The 12,366-nt window shown below is 72.1% G+C and carries 16 protein-coding genes; 10 read left to right on the forward strand and 6 right to left on the reverse strand.

The window, feature by feature from the left end; genetic code table 11:
* Positions 1–3 precede the first annotated feature (3 nt).
* Complete coding sequence (locus ACFYOB_RS37720; RefSeq protein ID WP_388568543.1) at positions 4–552, reverse strand: flavoprotein; 549 nt, start codon at positions 550–552, stop codon at positions 4–6.
* 73 nt (positions 553–625) lie between these two features.
* Positions 626–1,435, reverse strand: coding sequence for an alpha/beta fold hydrolase (locus tag ACFYOB_RS37725; protein WP_388568545.1), 810 nt, complete (start codon positions 1,433–1,435; stop codon positions 626–628).
* A 163-nt stretch (positions 1,436–1,598) separates the two neighbouring features.
* Here ACFYOB_RS37725 and ACFYOB_RS37730 point away from each other — a divergent pair, with 163 nt between their 5' ends.
* The 4 genes from ACFYOB_RS37730 to ACFYOB_RS37745 all read left to right on the forward strand — a co-directional run bounded on the left by ACFYOB_RS37730 (position 1,599) and on the right by ACFYOB_RS37745 (position 4,349).
* On the forward strand, positions 1,599–2,150 hold the full coding sequence (locus ACFYOB_RS37730; protein WP_388568548.1) for a dihydrofolate reductase family protein: 552 nt from the start codon (positions 1,599–1,601) through the stop codon (positions 2,148–2,150).
* Positions 2,151–2,218: 68 nt separating this feature from the next.
* Positions 2,219–2,428 carry a DUF4287 domain-containing protein gene (locus tag ACFYOB_RS37735; protein ID WP_388568550.1) on the forward strand — a complete coding sequence of 70 codons (210 nt, stop codon included), beginning with the start codon at positions 2,219–2,221 and terminating at the stop codon, positions 2,426–2,428.
* A gap of 67 nt (positions 2,429–2,495) precedes the next feature.
* Positions 2,496–3,332, forward strand: a complete 837-nt coding sequence (locus tag ACFYOB_RS37740) for an NAD(P)H-binding protein (RefSeq protein ID WP_388568552.1) — start codon at positions 2,496–2,498, stop codon at positions 3,330–3,332.
* A gap of 21 nt (positions 3,333–3,353) precedes the next feature.
* Entirely contained in the window at positions 3,354–4,349 is a 996-nt protein-coding gene (locus ACFYOB_RS37745; protein ID WP_388568556.1) for an AraC family transcriptional regulator, read from the forward strand.
* Here the strand turns inward: ACFYOB_RS37745 and ACFYOB_RS37750 are convergent.
* Positions 4,342–4,839 (reverse strand): GNAT family N-acetyltransferase, encoded by a 498-nt coding sequence (locus tag ACFYOB_RS37750; protein ID WP_388568559.1) that lies wholly within the window; start codon positions 4,837–4,839, stop codon positions 4,342–4,344. The genes ACFYOB_RS37745 and ACFYOB_RS37750 overlap by 8 nt on opposite strands.
* 99 nt (positions 4,840–4,938) lie before the next feature.
* Between ACFYOB_RS37750 and ACFYOB_RS37755 the strand changes: the two genes are divergently transcribed.
* Positions 4,939–5,484, forward strand: a complete 546-nt coding sequence (locus ACFYOB_RS37755; protein ID WP_388568562.1) for an anthrone oxygenase family protein — start codon at positions 4,939–4,941, stop codon at positions 5,482–5,484.
* 4 nt (positions 5,485–5,488) lie between these two features.
* Here the strand turns inward: ACFYOB_RS37755 and ACFYOB_RS37760 are convergent, their stop codons facing one another.
* Positions 5,489–5,986: a DUF1772 domain-containing protein gene (locus ACFYOB_RS37760; RefSeq protein ID WP_388568564.1), complete on the reverse strand. Its 498-nt coding sequence runs from the start codon at positions 5,984–5,986 to the stop codon at positions 5,489–5,491.
* A gap of 159 nt (positions 5,987–6,145) precedes the next feature.
* Here ACFYOB_RS37760 and ACFYOB_RS37765 point away from each other — a divergent pair, with 159 nt between their 5' ends.
* On the forward strand, positions 6,146–7,507 hold the full coding sequence (locus ACFYOB_RS37765; protein WP_388568567.1) for an AMP-binding protein: 1,362 nt from the start codon (positions 6,146–6,148) through the stop codon (positions 7,505–7,507).
* Positions 7,504–8,322: a thioesterase II family protein gene (locus ACFYOB_RS37770; RefSeq protein WP_388568570.1), complete on the forward strand. Its 819-nt coding sequence runs from the start codon at positions 7,504–7,506 to the stop codon at positions 8,320–8,322. The genes ACFYOB_RS37765 and ACFYOB_RS37770 overlap by 4 nt, the downstream gene beginning before the upstream one ends.
* A 13-nt stretch (positions 8,323–8,335) precedes the next feature.
* Here the strand turns inward: ACFYOB_RS37770 and ACFYOB_RS37775 are convergent, their stop codons facing one another.
* On the reverse strand, positions 8,336–8,749 hold the full coding sequence (locus ACFYOB_RS37775; protein WP_388568637.1) for a MarR family transcriptional regulator: 414 nt from the start codon (positions 8,747–8,749) through the stop codon (positions 8,336–8,338).
* Positions 8,750–8,918: 169 nt separating this feature from the next.
* Between ACFYOB_RS37775 and ACFYOB_RS37780 the strand changes: the two genes are divergently transcribed.
* Together ACFYOB_RS37780 and ACFYOB_RS37785 are read left to right on the forward strand one after the other, a co-directional pair.
* A complete protein-coding gene (locus ACFYOB_RS37780) occupies positions 8,919–9,755 on the forward strand; it encodes an alpha/beta fold hydrolase (RefSeq protein ID WP_388568572.1) in 837 nt (278 codons plus the stop codon).
* A 124-nt stretch (positions 9,756–9,879) separates the two neighbouring features.
* Positions 9,880–10,524 (forward strand): dihydrofolate reductase family protein, encoded by a 645-nt coding sequence (locus ACFYOB_RS37785; RefSeq protein WP_388568575.1) that lies wholly within the window; start codon positions 9,880–9,882, stop codon positions 10,522–10,524.
* 39 nt (positions 10,525–10,563) lie between these two features.
* Here ACFYOB_RS37785 and ACFYOB_RS37790 read toward each other — a convergent pair whose 3' ends face one another.
* Positions 10,564–11,331, reverse strand: coding sequence for an SDR family NAD(P)-dependent oxidoreductase (locus ACFYOB_RS37790; RefSeq protein WP_388568577.1), 768 nt, complete (start codon positions 11,329–11,331; stop codon positions 10,564–10,566).
* A 68-nt stretch (positions 11,332–11,399) separates the two neighbouring features.
* On the opposite strand from ACFYOB_RS37790, the gene ACFYOB_RS37795 reads away from it, so the two are divergent.
* Positions 11,400–12,356: an NAD-dependent epimerase/dehydratase family protein gene (locus ACFYOB_RS37795; RefSeq protein WP_388568579.1), complete on the forward strand. Its 957-nt coding sequence runs from the start codon at positions 11,400–11,402 to the stop codon at positions 12,354–12,356.
* The last annotated feature ends 10 nt before the right edge of the window (positions 12,357–12,366 follow it).

Below are 12,366 nucleotides of genomic sequence, written 5' to 3' on the forward strand. Positions count from 1 at the left end.
CCGCTAGGCCATGGCCGTGCCCGCGCGGTCCACGGCGTCCAGGGCGAGCTGCCATGGGAAGTGCGGGGACTCGTCCTGGTCGGCCGGGCCGGGTACGAAGCCGCCCTCGCCGTAGAGCAGTTCGACTCCGGTGCCGCGCAGGACGGCCAGGGACTGCTCGAACGCGGGGTGCGCGGCCAGGGCGGCATTGGTGCAGGGCATGGCGACGACGGGGGTGCCCTTGCCGATCGCCTCGGCGGCGACGCCGACGACGAACCGGTCGGTGAGGCCGAGGGCCCAGGCGTTGACCGAGTTGAAGGTGGCCGGGGCGAAGAGCAGGGCGTCGGCCGACGGCCATACGTCGGGCTCGCCGGGCAACTTGTACTGCCAGCGGACGGGGTGGCCGGTCAGGGCGGCCAGCCCGTCGAGGCTCCCGGCCAGCCAGTGCGCCGCGCTGGGAGTCAGCCCCAGGCACACGTCCCAGCCTCGGGTCTGGGCGTCCTCGATCGCATGGGCCACGTCGAAGACGGGCGGGGCGGCGGAGCAGAGCAGGTAGAGAGTCCTCGTGGTCATGCCGCCATATGATCATATGCCTTGACCTAAACCATACTTGAGGGAGCCGGGTTGGGGTCATGGGCCCCGATTTCTAGGGGAGCGTCTCCAGGAACGTCGAGACCAAGGCGTGCAGGGCCGCCGGGTTGTCGAGGTGGACGTCGTGGCCGGCGGCCGGGACGGAGGCCGCTGTGGTGGGCGCGCTCGCGCGGCGGAGCATCTGCGTCGACTCGGCCGGCGGGATGATGCCGCGTTCGCCGAGGACGAGCAGGGTGGGGCAGGTGACCCGCTCCCACTCCGGCCACCACGCACGGGTCGTGTTCTCGGTGATCGCGCGGACCATGACGTCCCGGTCGAAGCGCGGGTACCAGCCGTCCGGCCGCTGTTCCAGGCCCGCGGCCCAGGCGTCGGTGCCCAGGAACTCCCGGGCCGCCGCGAGCGAGGGGAACGGCAGCGGCCAGGCGTCGAGCATGTCGCCGATCTCCTGCGGGGCGCCGGGGTCGGCGGCGGCCGCGCCCGCCTCTACCAGGACCAGGCCGCGGACCAGGTCCGGGTGGGCGGCCGCCGTCAGCATGGCGGTGTGGCCCCCGAGCGACTGGCCGGCCAGGACCGGGCGGTCCAGCTCCAGTTGTTCGATGACGGCGACCACGTCCGCGACGTAGGCCGCGCGGGAGACGTCCGCCGGACGGCGTTCGGAGGCGCCGTGGCCGCGCTGGTCGACGGCCACGACCCGGCGGCCGGGGGCGAGGGCGGCCGCGAGTGCGTCCCATTCGCCCGCGTGGCCCGCGAGTCCGTGGAGCAGGACGACGGGGGTGCCCGGGCCCACGGGGGTGCCCGGGCCGCCGCTGTCGAGGCAGGAGAGGCGCACGTGGTGCCGGGTGACGGTGCGTTCGGTCCACATCATCTGATGATCATCCGATTCTTCTTCGCGGTGGGCGATGAGTTTCGGTCGGGGTCCGTGTCTACCTCTGTGGCCGAGGGGAAAGAACATGTGGACGGCGTCCACATCTTCGGTTAGGCTGCGGAGCGTCCGATGTGGACGCCGTATACATACAAGGGGAATCGTCATGCGCAAGGTCATCGCCTCCGTGTTCATCTCGCTCGACGGTGTCGTCGAGAACCCGAGCTGGTCCATGCCGTTCTGGAACGAGGCGGCGGAGAAGTTCGCGGGCGAGCAGCTCGCGGCCAGCGACGCCCTGCTGCTGGGCCGGATCACCTACGAAGGCATGGCGCCGGCCTGGACCGCCCGCGCCGAGGGCGCCGACCCCGGCACCGAGCGGATGAACGCCATGCCGAAGTACGTCGCCACCAGCACCCTCGACACCCCCGAGTGGAATGCCACCTTCCTGACGGGCGACCTCGCCGACGAGGTCGCGGCGCTCAAGCGCCAGGACGGCGGTGACCTCCTGGTCTACGGCAGCGGGCAGCTCGTCAACACCCTGCTCGCCCATGACCTCATCGACGAACTGCGGCTGTGGACCCTCCCGGTGGTGGTGGGGAAGGGCAAGAAGCTCTTCGGGGAGGACTCCCCGGTCAAGACCTTCCGGCTGGTCGGGACCACCGACCTCGGCAGCGGCGCGCAGGTCCACGCGTACGCCCCTGCCGCGCCGTCGGCCTGAGAGTGCGGCCGACAACGGCCGTCCGGACGACATCCGCGCATTCGCACACAGAGACGGGAAACCACGACATGACCGAGCCGGTGAAGGGCCCCGCCAGCTACTTCCCTTCGATCGAGAAGAAGTACGGCCGCCCGATCGCGGAATGGAAGGACCTCATCCGGTCCTCGCCCCTGACCAAGCACATGGAGCTCGTCTCCTGGCTCAAGACCGAGCACGGGCTGGGTCACGGCCACGCCAACGCCCTCGTCGCGCACACCCTCGCCGAGACGGGCGATTAGACGCACGCGTATGCAAGTGAGCTCTTCGGCTATGTTCCGTCTCGCGTTGCGAGGCTTGACTGTACTCATGACGCAGACGACGAAGAACGCCACGCAGACCACCCTCGTCATCGGGGGCACCGGAAAGACCGGCCGGCGCGTCGCCGAGAAGCTCGCCGCACTGGGCCGCCCGGTCAGGGTCGGATCCCGCAACGGCGAGCCGGCCTTCGACTGGAACGAACACGCCACCTGGCTCCCCGCGCTGGAGGGAGTGGACCGGGTGTACGTCACCTACTACCCCGACCTGGCCTTCCCCGGCGCCGTCGAGCAGGTCGGCGCCTTCGCCCAGCTCGCCGTGGCCGCCGGCGCGCGACGCCTGGTGCTGCTGTCCGGGCGCGGTGAGGAAGCGGCGCAGCGCAGTGAGGAGGCGCTGAAGGCCTCCGGCGCCGACTGGACCGTCGTCAGGTCCAGCTGGTTCAACCAGAACTTCGACGAGAGCTTCTTCCTGGAGCCCGTACTGGCCGGCGAGATCGCCCTGCCCACGGCGGACGCCGTCGAGGCCTTCGTCGACACCGACGACGTCGCCGACGTGGTGGTCGCCGCCCTGACCGACGACCGGCACATCGGCAGGACCTACGAGCTGTCCGGCCCGCGCCTGCTCAGCTTCTGCGACGTCGCGGCCGAACTGTCGAAGGTGACCGGGCGCGAGATCGCGTACGTGCCGGTCTCGGACGCGGACTACCGCGCGGTGCTGCGGGAGAACGACCTGCCGGAGGACTTCGCCGAGCTGTTCACCCTGATCCTTGACGGGCGCAACGCGCACCGGGTGCACGGGGTCGAGGAGGTACTGGGCCGCCCGCCGCGGGACTTCGCCGACTTCGCCCGCGAGGCGGCGGCGACCGGCGTCTGGGACCCGCTGTCCTGACGGAGAAGGGAGGATGGCCGCATGGACACGCTGACCGGTCTCCTCGAAGGCCCCAAGGCCCGGAGCGCCTTCCTCCTCAAGTCCGTTCTCAACCCGCCGTGGTCCGTGCGCATCGAGGACCGTGCCCCGCTGTCGGTGGTGACGATGGTGCACGGCTCGGCGTGGCTGCTGCCCGACGAGGGGGAACGGGTGCGGATCAGCCCCGGTGACGTGGCCGTCGTACGGGGGCCCGAGCCGTACACGGTTGCCGACTCCCCGGACACCCCGGTGCAGATCACGGTCGGGCCGGACCAGCGGTGCAGCACGGAGGGGGGCGTGGACGTCACCGACTCCATGGCGCTGGGCGTCCGTACCTGGGGCGCGGCCTCCCAGGACGCCGGGTCGGCGGTGATGCTGAGCGGCACCTACCAGGCGCCGAGCGAGCTGGGCCGCAGGCTGCTGGGCGCGCTGCCCACGATCCTGGTCCGGCCGGCGGGGGCCGCGGACGCCACGCTCATCACCCTGCTCGCCTCCGAGATCTCGCGGGACGAGCCGGGCCAGGAGGTCGTCCTGGACCGGCTGCTGGACCTGCTGCTGATCGGCGTACTGCGCACCTGGCTGGCGGCCCCGGGCTCGGGTGCCCCGGCCTGGTACCGGGCGCAGAGCGATCCCGTGGTCGGCCCGGCGCTGCGGATGCTGCACGAGAACCCGGCGCACGGCTGGACCGTGGAGGAACTGGCCCTCAAGGTCGGTGTCTCCCGGGCCTCGCTGGCCCGGCGCTTCACGGAGGTCGTCGGCGAGCCGCCGGTCGGCTACCTGACCGGCTGGCGGCTCGCCCTGGCAGCCGACCTGCTGCGCGAGCCGGACGCCACGGTCGAGACGGTGGCCAGGCGGGTCGGCTACAGCAGCGCCTTCGCCCTGTCGACGGCCTTCAAGCGGGTACGGGGAGTCAGTCCCCGGCAGTTCCGCTCGGGGGCGGTCCCGCCGTCGGCGGCGCCGGTGCCCGCGGGGCCGCCGCGCACGGTGGTGCTCACGTAGTGCGTGCCCCGGCCGGCGCGTCCAGAGTCAGGACGCCGACCGGCTCGTCACCGCTGAGTTCGCCGGTGCGGCGGAAGCCCAGGCCCAGGTAGAAAGGCTCGGGGCTGCCCTCGCCGGTGTGCCAGCAGACGTACGCCGGGCCGAGGTTGCGGCGGCGGATCTCCTCGACGACGGCGCCGACCGCGAATCGGCCGTAGCCCTTGCCCTGCCGGCCGGCGGAGATGTTCAGACGCCAGATGCCGGAGCGGCGGCCGGCCGGGTCCTTCGCCGGGTCCCAGACGATGTCGAGGAAGGCCATGACGAAGCCGACCACCTCGTCGCCGTCGACGATGGCCCGGGGCCAGGCGACATCGCCGTGGACGTACGCCTCTGCCAGGGACTTCATCACCGGGGAGACGAGGTGCCCCTGGTCGGGGCGGACCTGTACCGCGCAGACCGCGTCGAAATTTTCGGCGGTTACGGGTTCCAGGCGGAGAGATGAGCTGATCATGTGGTCAGCGTAGGACCTGCCGGGAGCACCGCGAAGGCCGGCCGGACTGTTCGCCGTTCCGATCCATCGATCCTTCGATCCTTCAGACAAGGAAGCATCATGAGCCCCAGTCCGATCGCCGGGAGCACCCGGACCGCCACCGCTCTGGCCATCGTCTCGACGGTCCTCGTGGGCCTGATGGCCGGACTGTTCCTCGCCTTCGACCTCTCGGTGATGCCGGGCCTGGCGGCCGGCGACGAGGGGACCTACGTCACGGCGATGCGGAACTTCAACGCCGCCATCGACGGGAACGCCCTCTTCGGCGCGGTCTTCTTGCTCGCCCTGGCGGCCCCCGTCGTATCGGCGGTCGCCGAGTACCGCGCGGGACGGCGCGGGACCGCCCTGTGGGTGGCGGTGGCCGCCTCGGCGTACCTGGCCGCCCTCGTCATCACCTTCACCGTGAACATCCCGCTCAACAACGAGCTCGCCAGCGGGGGACCGGTGGCGCAGATGACGGACTTCTCGATCGTGGAGAAGTTCAAGACCACCTGGGTCGCCACGAACATCGTCCGTACCCTGCTCTGCACGGCGGCCCTGGTCGCGCTCGCCCGCACCCTGGTCCACTACGGGCGCGCCACCGCCGCGGTTGCCGGCCGGCCTTCCTGACTTCCTAACCGCCCTGACCGTGCAGGACCAGCGCCCAGGCGAGCAGGCCGAACGCCACCGTGCACAGCACCGTCCGGCACACGTTGGCCCGTACCCAGGGCTGCTCGAAGGCGCTGCGGACGGCGGCCGGGTCGGGGATCCGGTCGACCGGACCGGCCTTCTCCAGGGCGTTGTTCAGCGGGATGTTCACCCTGGCGGTGAGCGCCAGCGCGAGCACGTAGCAGACGAACGCGCCGATCAGCTGGGGCAGTGCCGCGCGGCCGTCGGACGGTACGGACAGCGCCAGCGCCAAACCGGTGAAGACGAGGGCGCCGAGGTAGCCCAGCATGAACCAGCCGTTGAGGATGGCCACGTTGATGCGCTGCATCACCTCGATGACGGTCCGGTCGCCGGTGCGCCGCAGGCCCGGCATCACGGATACGGAGAACCCGTAGAAGAGGCCGCTGACCAGGCCCGTGGTGATGGTCGCGGCGAGCAAGGACACGAACCGTGCCGTTTCCACGTCGGACTCCCCCGAGGTCGGCGAACCTGTCAAGTCCCGCCGATCATAAGGGGACAACGGCCGTAGGCTGGCCGAAGCGTGCGGGCCGTCCGGACGCTTGCAGGCGCGTACGGGGCGCAAGGGCCGTACGGCCGTCCGGGAAGGGGAGCTGGCGAACCAATGCTGACCGCGCTCGACGGGGTGTACGGGGACCGGCCGGACGCCGTCACCGTCGCCGGCCGTTCCACTTCCTACGAGGACCTGCTCGGCGCAGCCCGCGCGGTCGCGGCCGACATCGCCGGAGCGCCCGCCTTCGCGGTGACCGCGACGGCCTCCCTGGAGACCGTGGCCGCCGTGGTCGGCGGGCTGCTGGCCGGGGTGGCCTGCGTACCGCTGCCGCCCGACGCGGGGCCGGCCGAGCGCGAGCACATCCTGCGGGACTCCGGGGCGGCCCCGGTCGAGGTGGACTTCGCCCGGCGCTCCCCCACCTGGACCGGGAAGGCCGCGGCGCCCGAGGACCCCGCGCTGATCCTGTACACGTCCGGGACCACGGGCGCTCCCAAGGGCGTGGTGCTCAGCGGCGCGGCGATCGCCGCCGACCTGGACGCGCTGGCCGAGGCCTGGCAGTGGAGCGCCGAGGACACCCTGGTGCACGGCCTGCCGCTGTTCCACGTGCACGGGCTCGTGCTCGGTGTGCTCGGCGCCCTGCGTACGGGCAGCCGCCTCGTGCACACCGGTCGGCCCACGCCGGAGGCCTACGCCGGGGCGGGCGGCAGCCTGTACTTCGGGGTGCCGACCGTGTGGTCCCGTATCGCCCGCGAACCGCAGGCCGCTGCCGCGCTGTCCGGGGCCCGGCTGCTGGTGTCCGGGAGCGCCGCCCTGCCCGCGCCCGTCTTCCGGGACCTGGAACGGCTCACCGGACACCGGCCCGTCGAGCGGTACGGGATGACCGAGACCCTGATCACCATCAGCGGCCGGGCGGGCGGCGAGGTCCGCCCCGGTACGGTCGGCACCGCGCTGCCCGGCATCCGTACGCGCGTGGCCGCCGAGCCGGGCGCCGAGATCGGGGAACTCCAACTCACCGGACCCACGTTGTTCTCGGGGTACCTGGGCCGGCCGGAGGCCACCGCCGCCGCGTACACCGAGGACGGCTGGTTCCGCACGGGCGACATCGCGGCCCTCGACGAGGCGGACGGCGTCCACCGGATCGTGGGCCGCGCCTCCATCGACATGATCAAGTCGGGCGGATACCGGATCGGCGCGGGCGAGATCGAGAACGCGCTGCTGGACCATCCCAAGGTGAGCGAGGCGGCGGTGGTCGGCGTCCCGGACGCGGACCTCGGCCAGCGGATCGTCGCGTTCGTCGTCGCCGAGGGGGTGACCGGCGCCGAGCTCACCGACTTCGTCGCCGCGCACCTTTCGGTGCACAAGCGCCCGCGCGAGGTCCGCTTCGTCGCCGCCGTGCCGCGCAACGCCATGGGCAAGCCCCAGAAGAAGCTGCTGCTGGCGGACGAGCCGGGGGAGCAGGGGGAGGGGCGATGACGCGCGGCCTCACAGCGGGTGTCCGGCCCGACCCCTGGTTGCGGCGCTTCCACCCCGCGCCGGAGGGACCCGCCCCGGTGCTGGTGGTGCTGCCGCACGCGGGTGGGAACGCCGCCTTCTACTTCCCCTGGTCCCAGGCCCTCGCCGCGTACGCCGAGGTGCTGACGGTGCAGTACCCGGGCCGTCACGACCGGTTCGGGGAACCCGTGCCGGACACGGTCGACGCGCTGGTCGAGGGGGTGCGGGCGGCGCTGCGGCCCTGGCGGGACCGGCCGTTGGTGCTCTTCGGGCACAGCATGGGAGCGGTGGTCGCCTTCGAGCTGGCGAGGCGGCTGGAGGCGGCCGGGGGACCGGACGGCGGATCCGGCGGCGGCCCGGCGGGGGGCGGGCTTCGTGGGCTGATCCTGTCCGGGCGGCGGTCCCCGCTGATCCACCGTGAGGAGGAGCATCACCACACGCGGGGCGACGAAGCGCTGCTCGCCCAGCTCGGCGCGCTGGCCGGCACCGACCCGCTGCTGCTGGCCGACGAGGGGCTCCGGGCACTGATCCTGCCGGCGCTGCGCGGGGACTACCGGGCCGTCGAGACCTACCGCTACGAGCCCGGGCCGGTGCTGCGCGTCCCGGTGAGTGTGCTGACCGGTGAGGCGGACCCGCGGGTGAGCCCGTCCGAGGCCATGGCCTGGCGGGAGCTGACCGACGGTGCGTTCACCTTCCGGGGATTTCCCGGCGGGCACTTCTACCTCACCGACCACCAGGAGGCCGTGGCACGGGCCATCGCGGAGGACCTGGTGTCCTTCGGGGCGGCCGTTCGCTGAGTGGCTGAACGGCTCAGCCGCCGTCGCGCACCAGGTGGCGGGCCAGTACCTCCAGTGCCTCGGTGACCTCGGGCAGCCGCTCCGCCTCCGTCTCGCCCAGGACCCGCGCGAGGGCCTCCTCGACCTTGGAGGAGCCGGCGGTCCGGACGGCGGCCACCCGCGCGGAGACCCCGGGGGCCTGGCGGACCAGCGTGCGGCGGCGGTCGGCGGGGTCCGGCGCCGTCTCCACGGACCCGGCCTCGCGCAGGCGGGCGACGGCGCCCGAGACCTGACTCTGCGGCAGGCCCGTGCGCAGGGCGGTCTCGCCCACGGTGGTGTCCGGGTGCGTGGCGATGTCGCCTGCCACGATCACCACGGCGCGGGTGCTGCCGGCGTACTGGCCGGAGCCGCCCGGGGGTTCGGGCAGGGCCTCTTCGCCGAGCTTCATCAGGGCCCGGCCGAGCAGGAACAGTTCGATGCCATCCACCCCGACAAGCTACATCAGCGAAGATGTATCGATGGAGATGCATCTCTATTGATGTATCTGTTTCGATGGATTAGGCTGGTCGCAGAGCAGCGGACGAAGGATCCGCGCCGGCCGTACGAAGGAGTTCGCCATGTCCGCAGCCGTTACCGCTGCCGCCCTCCCGGTTCCCGGGGCGACGCTGCACTACCGACTTCAGGGCTCCGGCCCGCTGTTGCTCATCTCGCAGAGCGGCGAGGGCGACGCGGACCGCACCGTGGACCTGGTCCCGCACCTCACCGACGCGTACACCGTCCTGACCTACGACCGGCGCGGTCTCTCGCGCAGCCGGGCGGACGAGCCCGGGCGGACCACGACGCTCGCCGAGCACGCCGAAGACGTGCACCACCTGCTGGCAGCAGTCACCGACGAGCCGGTCCTGATGCTCGGCTGCAGCCTGGGCGCGGTGATAGGCCTCCACCTGGCGGCCCGGCACCCCGAGCAGGTCGCCGCCCTGGTCGCCCACGAGCCGGTCGCCCCGAGGCTGCTCCCCCCGGCCGCCCGCGCCCACCACGAGGCGGAGCTCGCCGCCCTCCAGGCCACCTACCGGACGGGCGGACTGTCCGCCGCCTTCCCGGAGATGGCCCGGGTGCTCGGCATAGACCTCTCCCGGCGGGACGCGGAGCCCGGTCTCACCGCCCAGCCCTTGGACGACCGGCGGCGCGCCAACTTCGGCTACTTCATCGAGCACGACTTCTCGGCGATCATCCACGACACCCTCGACCCGGCCGAGCTCACCCGCACCACGACCCGGATCCTCCCGGCGCTGGGCGCGACCACCGCGGCGACCGTCTTCGACCACCAGTGCGCCACGGCTCTGGCGGACCTGCTGGACACCGAGATACGCACGTTCCCCGGCGGACACAACGGCAACACCACCCACCCGAGGGCCTACGCGGCCACGCTTCGGGCCTTGCTCGAAACCGTGTGAGGGGTGGCTGCCGGCTCTGCTGCTCCGAACCGGAAGGGGGCAATTTTCCGCCGGTCACCGGCGCGCCGATGAGTTTGCCCGACCCGGTCAGTCTCATCGTTGTCGACAACGCAGGAGGACGTACATGGATCAGCTGCTGAGAGTCCAGAACTTCAGCGTCTCGAGTGACGGATTCGGTGCCGGTGAGCACCAGAGCCTGGAGAGACCGTTCGGCGACGCCGATCCCGGGGAGCTGTTCGCCTGGGCCGGCGCCACGGCGAGCTGGCCCATGCGCACCGACCCCGGGGGGAGTCGCGGCCTCGACGACTACTTCACGCGAGACTTCGCGCGCAACATCGGTGCGGAGATCATGGGCCGCAACAAGTTCGGGCCTCAGCGCGGGCCCTGGCAGGACCATGACTGGCGTGGCTGGTGGGGTGACGAGCCGCCGTTCCACACCCCGGTGTTCGTCATGACCCACCACAAGCGTCCGTCGTTCACGCTCTCCGACACCACGTTCCACTTCGTCGACGGTGACCCGGCCACGGTTCTCGAACAGGCGCGGGATGCGGCGCAGGGCAAGGACGTACGACTCGGCGGCGGGGCCACCACGATCCGGGAGTTCCTCGACGCCGACCTCGTCGACACCATGCATGTGGCGGTCTCGCAGGTGCGGCTCGGATCCGGAGTGCGACTCTGGGAGTCCCCCGAGGAACTGCTCGACCGGTTCCACCTCGACGTCGTGCCCAGCCCGAGCGGTGTGACGCACCACCTGTTCTGGCGAAGATGAACAGGAGGGACCGGCCGGCGGACCTTCCCGCTCAGAGCACTAGCGGGTGGTCCAGCCGCCGTCCACCGCCAGGGTCGTTCCCACGACGAATGACGCGCGGTCGCTGCACAGCCAGGCGGCGGCCTCCGCGATCTCGTGGGGGTCGGCGATGTGCGGGAGCAGCGCCGAGTCGAGGAGCACCTTCTCCATCTCGGGGTGCCGGCCGAGCCAGTCGTCGACCATCTCGCTGCGGGTCGAGCCGGGCGCGATGGCGTTGACCCGGATGCCGTGGGCGGCGTACTCGGCCGCGGCCGCCTTGGTCAGACCGATCACCGCGTGCTTCGAGGCGATGTAGACCGAGGACACGGGGGTGGCGACCAGCCCGCCGGTGCTGCTGTTGTTGACGATGGCACCGCCGCGGCCGATCATCGCCTTCACCTGGGCGCGCATGCAGTTCCACACGCCGCGCACATTGGTGTCCATGACGGAGTCGTAGACGTCCTCGTCCAGCAGGTGCATGGGCTTGGGCTCCGCGCCGACGCCCGCGTTGTTGAAGGCGGCGTCCAGGGCTCCGTACGTGTCGACGGCGGCGGAGACGGCGTCGGCCATGGCTGCGGGGTCCGTCACGTCGGCGACGACGTACTGGGCCCGGTGTCCCGCGGCCACGAGTTCGGCGGTGAGCTCGGCCAACTGGCGCTCCCGGCGGGCGACCAGCGTGACGGCGGCCCCCTCACGGCAGAAGACCCGGGCTGCGGCAGAGCCGATACCCGCGCTGGCGCCTGTGATCAGAGTCGACTTTCCCTCAAGGAGGCCTCTACCAGCAGTCATGGTGTACGACAGTAGCACCACCGTTTTTCACATGATCGTTTTGGCAAGGCTTGGGTGAGAGGCAGTAGTTGACCACCGAACGGATACTCGTGACCGGAGCCACCGGCTTCGTCGGCTCCCACGTCGTGAAGCGGCTGCTGGCCGAGACCCGGCGGGGTGCGTCCCCCGCGTCGCTGCGGCTGCTGACCCACCGGACGTCGGCGCCCGCGGAGTGGGCCGGCGCGGAGGTCGCCGGGGGAAGCCTCACCGACCCCGCGTCCCTGCGCGGGATCTGCGACGGCGTCACGACCGTGATGCATCTCGCGGCGCGGATCGGTGGCACCGAGGAGGAGTGCCGCGAGGTCAACGCCGAAGGCACCCGGGCGCTGCTGGCCGAGGCCCGGCGGGCGGGTGTGGGGCGGGTCGTGCAGCTCGGCACCGCCGCCGTCTACAAGGACGTCGCCCACAGGGGCGAGGCCGAGGGCGTGCTCACCGAGGCACCCACGTCCCCGACCAGCGTCACCCGGCTGGAGGGGGAGCGGCTGGTGCTCGCCGCGGGCGGGACCGTGCTGCGCCCGCACCTGATCTACGGCGACGGCGACACGTGGATGATCCCGGCCCTGGTCCAGCTGCTCGACAAGCTGCCGTACTGGCTGGACGGCGGCCGTGCGCGGATGTCCCTGGTGTCCGTGGACGCCCTGGCCGGGGCGCTGGCGGCGCTCGTCCGGCTGCCTGTCGGTGCCGTCGGCGGGCAGGTGCTGCACGCGAGCCACCCGCAGCCGGTCTCCGCACGCGAGCTGGTCACGACGGTGACCGGGGAGCTGGGGCTGGAGGCTCCGCGCGGGGAACTCACCGTCGCGCAGGCGCTGGAACTGCTCGGCGCGGCCGACGACCCGGTCACCCGACGCCGCATCTCGCTGCTGGCCGTGGACCACTGGTACGACAGCACGCGCCTGTGGTCCCGCGTCCCGGCCGAGCCCGGGCCGGTCTTCGCCGAGGCGTTCGCGCGCCACGCCCCCTGGTACCGGGCACTGCTGAGCCGCTGATCCCCGCACA

The organism is Streptomyces sp. NPDC006463 (assembly GCF_042870715.1).
In the GTDB taxonomy this organism is placed as follows: Bacteria; Actinomycetota; Actinomycetes; order Streptomycetales; family Streptomycetaceae; genus Streptomyces.